This window comes from Streptococcus sp. HMSC072D07 (assembly GCF_001814835.1).
Taxonomy (GTDB): Bacteria; Bacillota; Bacilli; order Lactobacillales; family Streptococcaceae; genus Streptococcus.
In genome coordinates this window covers 53,851-68,375 of record NZ_KV818052.1, presented here as the reverse complement: position 1 = coordinate 68,375, position 14,525 = coordinate 53,851, and the positions used below count along the sequence as shown (strand labels likewise).

Sequence of the window (14,525 nt, the reverse complement as noted above, 5' to 3'; positions counted from 1 at the left end):
TTACAAATTCTATAACCAATTTCTATCTATTCCGTCCGACTATACTGTGGAATATTTTCTTCACCAGACAAATCATCAGGTGTACGATTTTCTACATGTACATTCATCACGCACCTGACTAACAGTTGGTAAAAGTAGTTAACAAATAGTCACTAGGACATTTCCTTTGAGAGTTAAGATTTTCTTATAAAAGTCCTTCATTTTTACAAAACAGGTTCGAATATCATCCTTGATTTCTTCCTCTTCATCAAGATAATCCCAAATATCGGGATACAAATCTGCCTTCTTGCATGCTTCCATGCTAAAGTTAGCTAAAGCCCTATCCATGTCAAAATTCTCTAATGCTTGAACAATCTCAGCTATCTTTGAGTGTTCAGTATAGGCTATATACTCCGATACATTTTCTAAAGAAGTTACTCCCAAGACAGCTTCTCTCAAGGGATCGTCATCCATAAATTCTGAACTACTAAAACCTGTCATAACAAAGAGTAAGGCATCCCACATTTTGTCAATATCTATCAACGTATCATTTCCCTCAGGATAATCCTCTACCAAGTCAAGCAAATCCTCTTCTTGACAAGAATACCGCTTTATTTGGCTTAATTCATTATCAGATAGATATTGATAATTAGCAATCATTCCCATAATGTTTCCTCCTATAAGTTCCTTAGAATAGCACTAATGTTACTAGTTCCCTTTCTTGAAAAAGGCAAGAAATCTACTGTTTTTGGATACTCCTCCTTATTTCTCATTCTCATCTTCCGTCACTTCCCAGACTTCTGACTGATAACCCTCACCATCTATATCATAGCGCTGCATATAGCCAATAAATCTTTCCTTTTTATTTGCCTTACCAGGCTTGAGAATGTTTACAGCCCAGAATCCGATAAGAATGACAACTAAAAGTGCTACTACTGTCTCCATACTACTTCTCCCTTGCCTAGCTTAATAACCTTCAACCCACTTTTCATTATCCATAATGAAAGGCTTAGCGAGTCCGTCACCAGTGTAATCAGCATACTTTGTAGCTAAATACTTGTAACAATCTTCCTTGCTCGCAAACTTAATAGCTTGATAAGGCTCTTCAAAAGTCAGTTTCTCTACAAATAAGAAACCATCTTCAGCCGGCACTAAAATACCAACATGCCCGACAAAAAGAAACTCTCCATCCAAATTATCATGCAAGACTACAGACAGCATTCGAGCTTTGTCATTAAATTGAAACTGGGAAAAGAATTTCTCCATCTTCTGCGCGTGAACTTTTACATCCGTCGTTGGTTCCGTCGCTACCCTAGAAAATAGAATGTCAAACTCTTCCTTATCTTTCGCATCAAATACCTTTCCCTTATCGATAGCATCGTTATCCACAAAAAGAAGCTGATCATTCTTTTCAAGTTTTGGAATTGTGACCGAATTTTTCAAGAGCGCATAGCTATTGATGCGGCAGTTGGTCCCGACAAAGTCACCCTTTTTTTGGTTCCAGAGGTTGCTGATTTTCTCTACGTCGTATTCTGTCTTCGTAAAGGAGGTAAAATCACCATTTAAGCCAGTAGAACCGACAGTCGCATTATAGTCTGTAACAAGATTGAAAAATGCATCAACACTATTTGGGTCCAAGTGAGCTGATAAGAAAGATTTGACCTCTTCGGTACTGACTTGACCGTTTAGATTGGAATATGAAGCCGTCCAAGGAACTTTATCTGAGCTGGTCTGTGTCTGATTTGTAGCTTCAGTGCTCGTATTATTTTGGTGACAAGCAGCCAAGCCAAGAAATAAGGGCAAACACAGTCCCAAGGCTACTACTTTTCTCGATCGTTTCATGCTATTCTCCTTCTAGAGTACCATTCTCTATTACTTTTTAAACACTCTTCACTAATCCCTCATCCAGTAATCCGTGACTTAGCTATATTATACTACATAAGTCAAAAAAAGACTGCACGAATCACCCATTCATTACAGCCTTTTTAATCCTATTTTTTATTGAATGACGAAACCTTTAGGCAAAATCGCCAGTTGCTGGTCTAGTTTTTCGCAATGACTGGCTAGCGCTACAGTGTCACTATTGACAAGATAATTTTCAGATGATTGGTTAAAAATAGCTTGGAGTTTTTGTCCATCATAATTCCATTCGAGAGATAGCACGTCCGGCTTGATTTCTTTCAGTCTATAGGTCCCGTTCTGGATTATATCTGAGACACTCTTACGAAGCTGAATCAACTTCTTCATAAAATTCAACATCTCATTGCTGTCGGAAACACGGTCCCAAGGCATGACACGACGACAATCTGGGTCTGGCCCTCCACCTAACTCCAACTCAGTTCCATAGTAGAAACACGGTGTCCCCCTTTGTAGAAAGAGGCAAGCAAGGGCAGACTTAACGAGTTGAACATCTTCCTTGGCAGTAGTCAAAATGCGCTCCGTATCATGCGAATCCAGAAGATTGAACATCACTTCCGAAATCTGTTGTCTATAGTACATAGATTGGCTATTGATTTCATCAATAAGTTGAGGTGTCTTCTTAACCTCACGCAAGAAATAATCCTTGATACTATCAGAGAGAGGATAGTTCATGACTGCGTGGAATTCATCGCCATTTAGCCAGGGCTGGGAAGTGTGCCAAACCTCTCCAAGAATATAAAGGTCAGGCTTTTTAGCCAAGACAGCCTTATGGAAATCTCTCCAAAATTGATGGTCTACTTCATTTGCTACATCCAGGCGCCATGCATCGATATCAAACTCTTCAATCCAGTAAGTCGCAACGCTTAACAGATAGTCTCTCACTTGAGGATTGGCCGTATTGAGCTTGGGCATATAGCTGGCAAAGGCAAAGGTATGGTAAGGGAGTTTTCTTGGGTTTCCCAGCTTATCCTTGGTCACGGGGAATTCTTGAACATGGAACCAGTCTTTATATTCCGACTTTTCACCATGCTTGAGAACATCCTGCCATTGTGGAGACTGGTCCCCGATATGATTGAAAACAGCATCCAGCATGATTTTCATGCCCCTCTGATGGGCTCCCTCCACCAGTTTACGGAAGATTTTCTTGTCTCCAAAATGACGGTCAATTTCGAAATAATCCGTCGTATTATACTTGTGATTGCTCGGGGATTCAAAAATCGGACAGAGATAAAGACCTGTAATGCCCAAGTCCTGCAAGTAATCCAGATGGTCAATAATGCCTTGTAAATCACCACCAAAGAAATCGCTCGTCTTTGGTTTGATAGAGGAATCCCAAGCTAAAGTCCCTTCTGGTGAAATATCCGGATTGCCATTAGCAAAGCGTTCTGGGAAAATCTGGTACCATACCGTCTCTGCTACCCAGTCAGGAACTTGGCAAGCATCAATCTCATGGATATAAGGAATTTTAAAGCCATTTCCTTCATAATGAAGGTTTTCTAGCGTGTTTTCAACACATCCCTTATCGCCGTACAAAATACCCTGACCTTGCTTATCTTTAAGCTCAAAAAGATACTGAAGTCGCGCATAGCTAACTGAAACTTCCGCTTGCCAGTAATCAAATAAGGCATCAGAAGTCACTTTGACCATCGCCTTGTTTGCTTCATAGTGGTCCTCTAAAAAGATAAAAGTGTCTCCATAATGCAAGTTGATACTTGCAATATCTCCTCTTTTCGTTCGAATGCGAATGTGCATTGTCTTGTCTTTATAAAGATAAGCATACTCCGACTCCGGTCTATGGTAAATGGCTGTTAATTCCACTGTTTTGTCTCCTAATTAACTTGAGTTCATTTGCGACGCAAACGTTTTCACAATTGTGATTCTAGTATACTACTTTAAAATTTTATTTTCAAGACTAATCCGTAGTTTCGAGTGGATTGTTTTTGAGGATATAAAAAAGCAGTAAGTCTTAATACCTACTACTTTCAGATTGATGATTTACAACTGTCTTTCCAACCATTCTATCTTTTTAAAATCCTTATTGTTATTGTGTTCATTTCGATAGGAATCTTGGGAAGAAGCCTTGTAAATACTTAAAAACTGTTCCAAACTTGGAATGCGAAAAGTGATGTTTTCGAGATGAATCAACTCTATATCCGATTCCGAAACTCCTGCAAAATCAGGTAAAGAATCAATACTTCCAAACTCAACACTCAGACCATCTTTTTGGAATTCATGCTCATGAATATCTATTAAGGCATAGCCTAAGTGTTTCATCACTTTCATTATCTTGTCCCAGTCATAAATTCTGAGATGATCAGGTGCTTCCCAACCTCTAGGGTCACCAGGCACATGAATGTCAATGTCAGACGGTCCCCATTCTTCATTTGATCGGTATTCAAACCCCAAAGAGCCCATGAGCGTCGGAGTGATTCCGACTTGGTTTAAATGAGAACAAATTGTTCGAAATTCATCAAATAGAGAATTCATTCCTCCTCCAATCGTTGATATAGAACTTAATTTCGCAGTGAAAAATAAAATATTTTTTATCTTCTACTCTTTCGGTTTTGAAAATACTTCTACTCGCTGAGCTAGGACTTTGATTTCTACAGGTAGGTTATCCGATTTATCGCCGTCAACATCTGACTCCAATTCACTATCTGAAGAGATCTTAATATTACGCGCTCTGATATACTCAATATTATCATTGCCGACAACATCTCCTTTTAGTAAGTCAGGAATAACAGATAATTTAGAGAATAGAGAAGCATCTTTTAGAATCAAAATATTAGCATAGCCATCTTTGTCTTCTTCAAAGATTTTCTTATCAGCGAAGTAATTTGTCAAGAGAACCAAAACATGACTAGCTTCACCTACATAATTTCCATTTTCTGTCTCAACCTTAATGTTAAAGACCTGATCCGTCATAACAGACTTCATGGTATTTACAGCATAGGCAAGAATACCGAATTTTGTCTTGTCCTCGATTTCAACATTGTGAATCGCCTCAGGCAGAGAGCCGATACTAAAGATATAACCAAAATAATTGTCATTTGCTTTACCGATATCAATCTTGTTGGTTAAGTTAAAATCGAGTTCATCAATCGCACCATCGATGTCTTGATTGATTTCCAACAGTTTCGTAATGAGGTTACCCGTACCGCCAGGGATAATCCCCAACTTAGGAATGTAGTCTCTCTCAGCAATACCCGAAATAACTTCATTGACAGTCCCATCCCCACCGAAAACAAGCACTGCATCGTACTGTTCACGAGACGCTTCCTCAGCAAAGTGTGTTGCATCCAGCGCTTTTTCAGTAATTTTGGTTTCCACGTGCTCAAAATAATCTTTGGCTTTATTCTCCAGTTTGGTCTTATAATCCAAAGCCTTTTCCCCACCAGAGGTAGGGTTGATAATCAACATTGCTTTTTTCATTAATAGTACTCCTTTAATAGTTACAAAAATTCTAGTAACTAATTATATCACTTGAGTTATGTAAACGCCATCTAAATGCTTGAAAAATCGAATCCTCTAACTAGAATAGAGACGTTAATGTATCAAACACTAAACTCAACTTAAACAAGAATAAATACTTATTGTTAGCAATTCACTACTTTACTTTTTTGAAAATTTTATATAATCCATTAAGTAAAAGATAGCTGAAACAAATGCGAACACACTGGATAATCCAGCTAATATTGGAATAAAACCAATAATCGATGCAATCAAAAGAAACTGATAAGTCTTCTTATCGACTTTTGATTCCTCATCATGAAGAAGGAATGCTACAAAACCAAAAAACAGCAATATTAAACAAGTTGAAAAGTAGATTCCATCCCAACTAGAAAGTCTAACAAGATTAGGTATCACCCAGTAAATGATTTCAAATTTCCACATTTTAGAAGAAAGGTAAGTAATTGTTAAAGCTCCAATTAAAGAAATAACTCCGTTTATTAGCAATAATTTATTTGATTTCACACTTAATCCTTTTTATCCTTTTCTGTACTTATTCATCGCTAATTAATAGATTCACTATTTAAAAATTCTTTAGACTTCCGTACGATATAGAGCTGTTCATCTTCTTGAGCAAGTTTTCTAAACAACTCATTTGCCCTGGTCATATCTCCTTTTAATTTAGAGTTCAAAGCTTGATAGTAAGTGATTTCCAATTGTTGATATTTAAATTCGTTTTCCAAGTCTTCAAAGTAATCATTGGATTGATGAGCAATTGTTAAATCGTAAAGCGCGATACTCACGCTTTTTGTTTTCTCAGCTAGGGATGGATCTGATATGGACATTTTGTTTAACATAAGTTCAAGCTCGTTCCTAGTCAGGTCAGGATGCGCAAGAATACTCGAGCGAATAAGGTAACTCTCTAAAAAATCTCTGTATTTCAGCTTCAGTTTTTGATTAGTCAGTGCTTTAGAGGATTCCTTGATGGCAGCATCAAAATCACCAATCATATAGGAATATCCAACAGATGTTAGAGTTACATCCATTTGTATAATTGCTCTTTTTGCATCTTTGTTCAACTCAATGTATTGCTTCCAAGATGGTAAATCTAAGTCCATATGCAGTAACTTAGTACCATTTCTTAAATACCCTCTTCTGATTATCGAGATGGAAAGGAATAAGAGTGCATTTATGAGTAAAATACAAAGGGTTTGAATAGTCCTGTCTTTCACCATCCAAGCTACAAAAAGAATGAGAAGAACAGCCAAAACAATCACGACTTTTCTATAAAATCCATATTTCTTGCGTATTTCTAAATAATTCATTTTTACTCCTTTCTCCAATATGGGTCGTTCGACAACTCGATCTTACCTATAAACCATCGTGACATCTTCTTCTTTTTGTCTTTAAAAGGATCGGGTTTGATCAAAGTAAAAGGTGAAATGCTTGCATCTGGAAAATACAACTCCGCTTTTAAAGACTGCTTAGGATTATCGTTGACATAGGCTGAAAATTGAATATGGTAACTTCCACCCACATCACCACCATTATCATACCCTCCTCTAGCAGAATTTGGTAGAATTTTAAGAGACTTTATAGATTGCCTTTCCTCATCTTCCAGGTAGGTAATAACCGCACTCTTAATAGTCTTTTCATGCTCATGTACAAATCTTCCGTTATTGTTAAGAAGAAAATTCCCATAACTTAGAAATGTTAAAAAAAGAAGCAGAAATGGAATGGATAACAAAAAGTACAGCCATTTATTAGATTTAAACATAATGTCTCCTATTATCTAGATTCACAAAAAATGTCATTATTTTCGAAGTTATAATATTAGATTTCCTCTATCTCAACTGGTATTAATTCCTTGTTCCTACATGAAGAACTGATTGTCGGCATTCTAGCTATAAAAAAGAAAAATGTTGATAGCAATCCATTTATAACTAAAACTGCTCCTTCAGCACCATCATTAATGCCCATAAAAAATCCAAAACAAATAATATTCAATAAAAAGCCGAACAATATTACAGGATTTCTTTTACCATTTGGTTTAAACTTGACTCTATAACGTTTGCTTTTCTCTGGTATTCTTGATAATGCATTACGTCGAGAATTTTTTTCATAATAAACAGCTCCTAAGTATGCAAGAATCATAGACAAGACAAATAGTATACTTTTCATGAATATCTGTTGACTCAATCCCATACTAATAAAAGCTGATTCCATAGCTCTATATAGTAGAGCTACAAATGGTTGTACCATAATAGATATAGTAGTTGTTCCTATCTTTGGTTTAGACTTAATTTCAAAACTATCATCAGAGGGAGTTAACTCAATCATATCAAGAGTGATTAAGTTAGGCATCAATCCGAGAAAATAGCGTTTCCCTTTCATTGAACCTAAGTCCATAATATACTTTTTATTTTCTATTTCTACAATGCTATACGCCATCGTATTAGCATTCTTAAACTTCAAATGAATCATTTACCACCCAAACACTTTCTGAATTGATTTAATACCTGAATCAATACTATTTCCAATGTCATTTATTCTATATTTTCTCAATCTTTTTAACCTCAATTTGACCATGTTTGTAGAGATGAGCAACTGGGAAACTTCCTAGAGCAAACATGAAAAAGAATAAGGATACGATTCCATTGATTACCAAAAAAGCTCCTTCTGTTCCATTATTTAAACCAAGGAAAAAAAGTAAACAAAGTAAATTTAATCCAAGGAACAGATACACTCCTCCGTTACTTTTTTTAATAGTTGTAAAGGTCACTGTGTATTTATTGCTGTTTTGAGGAATCCATTTATCTGCTTTATTATGGGATAACTTTAATGAAATCAGAATTGCAAAATAAGAAATCAGCATAGAAATTGCAAAGAGTAATAACTTTAATAATATTTGCTCGCTAATATTATTGTGAATAAAAAATTTTTTCAGCGCATCATAGCTAACCTTGACGATTGGTTGAACGATAATGGCTCCCATTGTTGCACTTACAGGTCTGCTAGGTTTAATTTCGAATTGGTTATTATTCTTTTCAATCTCTACCATGTTCACTGTAATTGTATCTGTTTTTATTCCCCAGTAATAGCTCTTGGGGCTTATAGTACTTGTATCCATGACATACTTCTTCGATTCTTTATCTATCTGAACAATTTGAAAGCACATCATGCTTGAATTTTTAAATTTTAATTCCACATTTACCACTCAAATACTTTCTGAATTTTATTATAAGTTACATTATACCTTTTTCACTTCTTTAAATTCTAGGTATTTCTTTTGATAAGCATAAGTCAATGGAATAACGCCAGATTCAATCCAAATAAATAGATAGGCCAACAAACCATTCAACACTAGAATTGCAGCTTCTGTTCCATCATCTTCTCCCATATAAATAGAGAAAGCAATTGTATGTAAAATGAGAAATAGATAGGCATGGAATTGTCTTTTTTTCTTATTATTCTGAAAGATTATTTTAAACCTCTTCTTTTCCTGCGATAAACGACTTGAAATTTCCTTCCTTGATTTGATTAAAATACTTTGATAGACAATATAAGCTACCAAAATAGATATAGGAAATAAAGATACTTTTAAATATAGATTATGACTAATATCATAATATCTAAAAATTGATGTTACTACTCTATACAAAAGAAGGCTAAAACCAATAGATACCATACGCATTCCTGAAGGACCCATCTTAATTTTTTTATCAAAATTTTTATTCTGACTATCGAGTTCTATCAAATCAACTTCAAGAGTTTCAGGGGAAAGTCCCCAATAATAACTCTTTGGTGTTGTGGAGTTGGAATCAAGAACGTACTTTTTCTCTCCCATCTCTAACACATCAAAATAAGCAACATCTAATCCTCTAAAATTAATTTTCACATTTACCACCCAAACACTTTCTAAATTGAACTACTACCTGAATCAAAAGCCTTAATTAATTTCTCGAATTCCTTCAAATGTGACGTTTCTAATCTTATAAGCGGAAAGAATGGGAACCTTTCCAAATAAAAATGATAGAAGGAAAAATGAGATAATGCTATTGATAACGAGAACAATACCTTCTCCGCCATCATTAATTGACAAATAAAGAACTAAACAAGCTATTATAGGAACATTAAAAATATAGGCATCAAAAACTTGCTTTCTTGCAGATACTGGTTTAAAAATCATCTCATATCTTCTACTAGAAGAAGGCAATAGAGCTTTAACATTTTTACGTTCTTTCTCTCTTTTAAAATAAAAAATCAAATAGGAGAATAGTATAGATGCACAAAATACTACTAATTTTAAAATTATCTGTTGGCTAATATTGTACTCTTTAAAAAAATTTTTCAATAAAGAATAAACAATCCATACAAGCGGTTGGACTATGATTGCCACATATGAAGCTTTAAACTTATTAATCGGGGTACTAAAATTGATATCTTCTCTATTTAGTTCCGTCATCTCAACCGTTATCTCGTCTGTTGGAACACCCCAATAGTAAAACTTGGGAGTCATTGAACTTGCATCTAATATATATTTTTTCCCGTTTAGCTCTACAAGTTGATGACAAAAATACTTCGTTTCTCTATAATTAATTTCCAAAATTACCTCCCAAATTGATTTAATACCTGAATCAATGTCATTTCTAGCTTCTCAACGTTCTGTATTTATAGCTCTTCAATTTCAGTTAATGTTAGTGTCTTATAATACTCTGGGATTTGTGGCATTCTCAGTATTACAAAAAACCACCATGAAATTATGCCATTTATAACCAATATAGCACTTTCATAACCACTATCAAGTCCTATAAAAAATGCTAAACAAACCGTATTAATTCCAAGAGTAATATACCACCAATCAATCATTCGTTTCCCTTTGGGTTCAAAAACAAGTCGACAGCGTTTACTGTTTTGGAGAACTCTTGATTCAAACTTTCTTACCGCACTTTTTTCATAAAAGACAGCCATAAGATAAGACAAAAATACAGAGAAAGCAAATAACACTACTTTCATTAAAATTTGCTGATTGATTCCCCAGCTAATAAAGGCATCTTTCATCAGCGTATGAGAGAAGCCCACAAGTGGCTGAATCATGATAACTAAAGCAGTAGATGCGCCTATTGGTGTCTTCGATTTTATTCTAAAACTATCATTAGATGGAGATAGCTCAACCATTTCAGCAGTAACCTCTTTCGGAAGTGAACCGAAGAAATAGGATTTGCCTTTTATAGTGGTAGGATCTAAGATATAACTTTTATTCTTAAACTCAACTATTCTAAAAACTGCTATATTCGAATACTTAAATTTTAATTCCACGTCTATTCCTCAAAATACTTTCTAATCAATTCCCTAATTTTCTGATAAAATAACCCAATGTGACCTGCAAAAGAGGATCATAAAACGGCTTTTATCTTAATTTATAACTTCTCTATTCTATCAAAAATAATCTCTTGCTTTTCGACACTTTCTCGGAGTGGTGACATGCCTAAAATAACTGTAAAAAATCCCAATAATAGAATACTATTAATAACAAGTAAGGCTCCCTCTGTTCCATTAACAGTATATAGATAGAATGAAAAACATCCAAGAGTCGGAACAAGGATAAAAGGAAGAAGCTTGTAATGTTTTAATTGACGTTTATTTCCAACTAGTTTAAAGGTTATTTGATAGTTTGAAACTTTATTCTCAAGTCTTTTTTGGACACTATGACGAGCTCTTATGGCAATGAACCAGAAAGCAAGATAAGCTAGGAAGATGAACAGACCATATAAACCTATCTTTAAAGGAAGATTGTGACTAATCCCATTATTTCTAAAAAAATTTGTCACTAGCCGATAGCCAGAACCCCCTATTACTACACCAATTGCAACCCCAATTGATTTACTCGTAGTTGGAGCCACACTTTCAAAACGCGTGTCTCTTTTATCTAACTTTTGCATTTTTGCAGTGATCTCATTGGGAAGAGAACCCCAGAAATAGGATTTGGGACTAACGGTCGTCAAATCTAGAATATACTTTTCTCCCTCTACTTCTACTATTTTGAAAAATATTTTATTCGTTTCTTTAAATTTTACTTTCATAGTCACCTTTAAATTCTTCTCAGAGTTAAAAAACTCTTTTCAATAACATTTCTAAATCGTTAGCCCCGTTTTTTAATAATAGTTAAACCAATTTTGACAGACATCTCTTTCGATGTTAACTGTATTGTGATCCCATAATTTGTTTTATCTGAGTAATCTACCCTGATTTGGCATGTTGTTTCCTCTGGTAGATCATATTTGCTTTTCAGTTTCTGAAAAAGTTCAGATTGAGTTTCTGACTGGTAGATAATTTCACTAAGCTCTGTTGCTCCGGTTCTTAACGTCCTTTTTACATTCAAGGAGTCAAAAACATCTCTTTTGACAACTAAATTAAGAATCTCTTCATCAAATAAAGGGTCTATCTCCGAATCGTAATGCAACTTGCCATTAGAATAACTAACGGGAACCGTTTTTTTGTTTTCTCCGATTTGTATTCTATAGTCACCCTTACCATCTGCCTTGGTAATATCTAGGTCAATTTCATATCTTTTGACTTCGTCACCATTTTTTATATAGACTCTACTTTTATAAGCTTCCAGCCCATTAAAATCCTTCTGCTCTTGTTCCAAAAATTTAAACATGGGATCAAACGTTTTTTCAAACTCGTACTGTTCCTTTGTTCTATTTTGGGGAATAGTTTCACCACCCAAACTACAAGCATTCAATGAAGATGCTGTCAAAAGAATAACAAGAACTCCAGTTAACCATAAACACCATTTAAACTTTTTCATATTTTATTTAATCCTTTTTTCGAGTCATAAAAGTAAGATTTTTCAAAAATTTATAAATGTTTAGTTTAACTTACACTAGTTCTACGTCAACTCCAGCTACAGCAAAAGTTTCCTTAACTTGTTCAAAATTACTTGACATGATTGTCGCTTGTTTTAAATTTGGAAACTGCTTTAATTCAGCCAAACTAACCTCATTCAAATCAAAAAAACTATCCTCACCATCCCACTGAGGAATCAGATTCATAAAGATTTCATTACCACCATCCATATCAATCTCTTTTACAAGACTTGCATACTTCTGTGAAATCTGAAGATTTTTAAAGTATTCTAAAGCAGGCTCGACAAGTTCTGTACTTTCTGTATCAATATCCAACTCGCTAAATTCCTCTGAAAAATCAAAAATATCAAAAGCTGGCTTTAAAACCTCTAAATCATACATCAATACTTGGATAATAGCTAGTTTAAAATTCAGATTATCGAAATGAAGATATTTTTCTTGAACAACTTTTGGATTTGATTTTTGACGTTCATGCTTGATTTCTGGATAGTAAGAAATGGTGAGTGGATATCTCATTACATCTGGTCTTCCATTAAAATTGGTTCCACGAGGGGTCCATAAAATAAAATTGAAATCCCCAGTTCTGTGTCTATCATAAAGAAAATAGGGAGTCTTCCCATCAGTGGATACTACGGCTTGACAAGGCATCTTGGGTAATTCTTCTTCTCCAAACATAGGTTTTACAACATCACCGTAGTAGAAACTGATAGTAGAAAGTAGATGCTCATCATCAAGATAGACCCTGCATTTCTTTAAATGATTCTTGACAGAAAACGAATGTTCAAATACAATACCAGCATTGTCGTAAATGTACTTTATGTATTTATTTTCTTTTTTGACAACCTGATCAGGCTTTCCTAATACAGCCTCAATATCTTTCAAAGATAAAGGAAAAGACAAGCTGGTTCCGTTCATTACCATTGAATTGTCATGAAAATTGATTTCGAGGTTTTTAGGACCTTTCTTTTTAAAAAAACTAAACATTTGATTCTCCTATTTATAATTTGTTTATCTAAATGCATCAAACCTATTTTCTAACGTTAGAAAATTTACTGTATAAAATAAGGTTTTACCGTATTTTTTCGCCTGTAGGATTAAAAAAGTAGGAAGCCTTCTGAAAATTAAATACTCTTCACTAATAGACTTACCGCCTCAACGTGGCGCGTCTGCGGAACACAAAAGGTTTGGGGAGTTCAAAGCTCCAGTGGAGCTTTGAAGCCTTCTTTCCTTAAAATGAAAAGGTGAGAGGATTAGCTACGTTTCACTAACAAACTCACACACTCAGCGGTTCGGACTTACCGGATCATCCGCGAAAAAACAATCCTCATAAAATAAAGAAAAATCCTTCGTTTTGATGTTGTTCCATTCGTAAACTGAACCTACAATATCTCCAATAATTACTCCTAGCATGGTATTCCTCCTTACAAACTATTGGTTTAGACTGACATTTCTACTTGTCATACTCATCTATTTTATCAGCATATTCAGTTAAAAGATTCTTTGAATAAATTTTTGCATTACTTGAATTTCTAACTTCTTTCCAAAGAATAGAAGCAACTTTTAACTTGTTTGAGTAGTTACGACTATTTTCGTCTGCACAGAAATCCTTTAAAAATTGATTCCATTGACAAACCGAATGATCATACTTGGCATAATCTGAATTTCCATAATAGACTTTTAGCATATCTTGGATTGTGAAATTCAAATCATTTTCTTTTTTTACTTTTCTCCAAGCAGTGGCCATATTAGCAGTAAATTTAAAGGGCGAAACACCTGTTAAAGTTGAGAAATATTCTCTAAAGTTTGCATTAAAGGAGAATCCACATTCAAGTAAGGGCGTATCTAAAGTAACGACTTCTACTCGTTTCTTTTTCCTTTTTACTGATGATTTTTTAATCAAATTCCCCTTGAAGTACTGCTCAATAATATCATTGAGTTCCTGTTTTGTACCTCTATATTCAAGTCCTAATGACCTGCATATCTGTGAAAGTTCATCCCGATACCAATAGTATTTATTAAATTCATCAAAGGATGCGACTTTATTGAACTCAGGTCTGCTTTCCATCAATATTTTACCTCCTTAAAACCAGTTTAGGTTTTCATTTCTAAATAATGGAGTTTTAGTTTCTTTAGTTTGAGGATTAACTATGTTTCACTAACAAACTCACACACTCAGCGGTTTGGACTTACTGTATCATCCGTGAAAAAACAATCCTCACGTAATAAAGGAAAATCCTTCGTTTTGATATTGTTCCATTCGTAAACTGAACCTACAATATCTCCAATAATTGCCCCTAGCATACG

The 14,525-nt window shown here is 34.7% G+C and carries 20 protein-coding genes; all 20 read right to left on the bottom strand.

Going from position 1 to position 14,525, the window contains the following annotated elements:
* Positions 1-138 precede the first annotated feature (138 nt).
* A complete protein-coding gene (locus tag HMPREF2991_RS03720; protein ID WP_070567338.1) occupies positions 139-645 on the bottom strand; it encodes a YfbM family protein in 507 nt (168 codons plus the stop codon).
* A 96-nt stretch (positions 646-741) separates the two neighbouring features.
* Entirely contained in the window at positions 742-924 is a 183-nt protein-coding gene (locus tag HMPREF2991_RS03715) for a hypothetical protein (protein WP_070567336.1), read from the bottom strand.
* Positions 925-945: 21 nt separating this feature from the next.
* Positions 946-1,821: a DUF4300 family protein gene (locus HMPREF2991_RS03710; RefSeq protein WP_070567334.1), complete on the bottom strand. Its 876-nt coding sequence runs from the start codon at positions 1,819-1,821 to the stop codon at positions 946-948.
* 156 nt (positions 1,822-1,977) lie between these two features.
* Positions 1,978-3,717 carry a glycoside hydrolase family 13 protein gene (locus HMPREF2991_RS03705; RefSeq protein WP_000423955.1) on the bottom strand — a complete coding sequence of 580 codons (1,740 nt, stop codon included), beginning with the start codon at positions 3,715-3,717 and terminating at the stop codon, positions 1,978-1,980.
* A gap of 177 nt (positions 3,718-3,894) precedes the next feature.
* Positions 3,895-4,386 (bottom strand): phosphoribosylanthranilate isomerase, encoded by a 492-nt coding sequence (locus HMPREF2991_RS03700; protein ID WP_070567333.1) that lies wholly within the window; start codon positions 4,384-4,386, stop codon positions 3,895-3,897.
* 63 nt (positions 4,387-4,449) lie between these two features.
* On the bottom strand, positions 4,450-5,331 hold the full coding sequence (locus tag HMPREF2991_RS03695) for a diacylglycerol/lipid kinase family protein (protein ID WP_070567331.1): 882 nt from the start codon (positions 5,329-5,331) through the stop codon (positions 4,450-4,452).
* A 180-nt stretch (positions 5,332-5,511) separates the two neighbouring features.
* Positions 5,512-5,874 (bottom strand): hypothetical protein, encoded by a 363-nt coding sequence (locus HMPREF2991_RS03690; protein WP_070567329.1) that lies wholly within the window; start codon positions 5,872-5,874, stop codon positions 5,512-5,514.
* 38 nt (positions 5,875-5,912) lie between these two features.
* Positions 5,913-6,674 carry a hypothetical protein gene (locus tag HMPREF2991_RS03685; protein WP_070567327.1) on the bottom strand — a complete coding sequence of 254 codons (762 nt, stop codon included), beginning with the start codon at positions 6,672-6,674 and terminating at the stop codon, positions 5,913-5,915.
* A gap of 2 nt (positions 6,675-6,676) precedes the next feature.
* Positions 6,677-7,126: a hypothetical protein gene (locus tag HMPREF2991_RS03680; protein WP_070567325.1), complete on the bottom strand. Its 450-nt coding sequence runs from the start codon at positions 7,124-7,126 to the stop codon at positions 6,677-6,679.
* A gap of 56 nt (positions 7,127-7,182) precedes the next feature.
* Positions 7,183-7,833 (bottom strand): DUF443 domain-containing protein, encoded by a 651-nt coding sequence (locus HMPREF2991_RS03675; RefSeq protein WP_070567323.1) that lies wholly within the window; start codon positions 7,831-7,833, stop codon positions 7,183-7,185.
* Between the two features lie 67 nt (positions 7,834-7,900).
* Positions 7,901-8,557, bottom strand: coding sequence for a DUF443 domain-containing protein (locus HMPREF2991_RS03670; protein WP_257371858.1), 657 nt, complete (start codon positions 8,555-8,557; stop codon positions 7,901-7,903).
* 42 nt (positions 8,558-8,599) lie between these two features.
* On the bottom strand, positions 8,600-9,256 hold the full coding sequence (locus tag HMPREF2991_RS03665; RefSeq protein ID WP_000248558.1) for a DUF443 domain-containing protein: 657 nt from the start codon (positions 9,254-9,256) through the stop codon (positions 8,600-8,602).
* Between the two features lie 42 nt (positions 9,257-9,298).
* A complete protein-coding gene (locus tag HMPREF2991_RS03660) occupies positions 9,299-9,955 on the bottom strand; it encodes a DUF443 domain-containing protein (protein WP_070567321.1) in 657 nt (218 codons plus the stop codon).
* Between the two features lie 65 nt (positions 9,956-10,020).
* Positions 10,021-10,668 (bottom strand): DUF443 domain-containing protein, encoded by a 648-nt coding sequence (locus tag HMPREF2991_RS03655; RefSeq protein WP_070683569.1) that lies wholly within the window; start codon positions 10,666-10,668, stop codon positions 10,021-10,023.
* 101 nt (positions 10,669-10,769) lie between these two features.
* Complete coding sequence (locus tag HMPREF2991_RS03650) at positions 10,770-11,432, bottom strand: DUF443 domain-containing protein (protein WP_070567912.1); 663 nt, start codon at positions 11,430-11,432, stop codon at positions 10,770-10,772.
* Between the two features lie 59 nt (positions 11,433-11,491).
* Positions 11,492-12,163 (bottom strand): hypothetical protein, encoded by a 672-nt coding sequence (locus HMPREF2991_RS03645; RefSeq protein ID WP_070567911.1) that lies wholly within the window; start codon positions 12,161-12,163, stop codon positions 11,492-11,494.
* A 70-nt stretch (positions 12,164-12,233) separates the two neighbouring features.
* Positions 12,234-13,205, bottom strand: a complete 972-nt coding sequence (locus tag HMPREF2991_RS03640; RefSeq protein ID WP_070567909.1) for a DUF6892 domain-containing protein — start codon at positions 13,203-13,205, stop codon at positions 12,234-12,236.
* Between the two features lie 297 nt (positions 13,206-13,502).
* Positions 13,503-13,631, bottom strand: coding sequence for an ADP-ribosylglycohydrolase (locus HMPREF2991_RS10610; protein WP_080978778.1), 129 nt, complete (start codon positions 13,629-13,631; stop codon positions 13,503-13,505).
* A gap of 40 nt (positions 13,632-13,671) precedes the next feature.
* On the bottom strand, positions 13,672-14,289 hold the full coding sequence (locus HMPREF2991_RS03635) for an SAP domain-containing protein (RefSeq protein WP_070567908.1): 618 nt from the start codon (positions 14,287-14,289) through the stop codon (positions 13,672-13,674).
* A 104-nt stretch (positions 14,290-14,393) separates the two neighbouring features.
* On the bottom strand, positions 14,394-14,522 hold the full coding sequence (locus HMPREF2991_RS10605) for an ADP-ribosylglycohydrolase (RefSeq protein WP_083303872.1): 129 nt from the start codon (positions 14,520-14,522) through the stop codon (positions 14,394-14,396).
* Between the last annotated feature and the right edge of the window lie 3 nt (positions 14,523-14,525).

Bases quoted from the DNA above. Each gene is read 5' to 3' on its own strand.
- HMPREF2991_RS03650 (WP_070567912.1), bottom strand. From the start codon at position 11,432: ATGAAAGTAAAATTTAAAGAAACGAATAAAATATTTTTCAAAATAGTA.
- HMPREF2991_RS03675 (WP_070567323.1), bottom strand. From the start codon at position 7,833: ATGATTCATTTGAAGTTTAAGAATGCTAATACGATGGCGTATAGCATT.
- HMPREF2991_RS03680 (WP_070567325.1), bottom strand. From the start codon at position 7,126: ATGTTTAAATCTAATAAATGGCTGTACTTTTTGTTATCCATTCCATTT.
- HMPREF2991_RS10610 (WP_080978778.1), bottom strand. From the start codon at position 13,631: ATGCTAGGAGTAATTATTGGAGATATTGTAGGTTCAGTTTACGAATGG.
- HMPREF2991_RS03645 (WP_070567911.1), bottom strand. From the start codon at position 12,163: ATGAAAAAGTTTAAATGGTGTTTATGGTTAACTGGAGTTCTTGTTATT.
- HMPREF2991_RS03715 (WP_070567336.1), bottom strand. From the start codon at position 924: ATGGAGACAGTAGTAGCACTTTTAGTTGTCATTCTTATCGGATTCTGG.
- HMPREF2991_RS03640 (WP_070567909.1), bottom strand. From the start codon at position 13,205: ATGTTTAGTTTTTTTAAAAAGAAAGGTCCTAAAAACCTCGAAATCAAT.
- HMPREF2991_RS03685 (WP_070567327.1), bottom strand. From the start codon at position 6,674: ATGAATTATTTAGAAATACGCAAGAAATATGGATTTTATAGAAAAGTC.
- HMPREF2991_RS03720 (WP_070567338.1), bottom strand. From the start codon at position 645: ATGGGAATGATTGCTAATTATCAATATCTATCTGATAATGAATTAAGC.
- HMPREF2991_RS03695 (WP_070567331.1), bottom strand. From the start codon at position 5,331: ATGAAAAAAGCAATGTTGATTATCAACCCTACCTCTGGTGGGGAAAAG.
- HMPREF2991_RS03710 (WP_070567334.1), bottom strand. From the start codon at position 1,821: ATGAAACGATCGAGAAAAGTAGTAGCCTTGGGACTGTGTTTGCCCTTA.
- HMPREF2991_RS03700 (WP_070567333.1), bottom strand. From the start codon at position 4,386: ATGAATTCTCTATTTGATGAATTTCGAACAATTTGTTCTCATTTAAAC.
- HMPREF2991_RS10605 (WP_083303872.1), bottom strand. From the start codon at position 14,522: ATGCTAGGGGCAATTATTGGAGATATTGTAGGTTCAGTTTACGAATGG.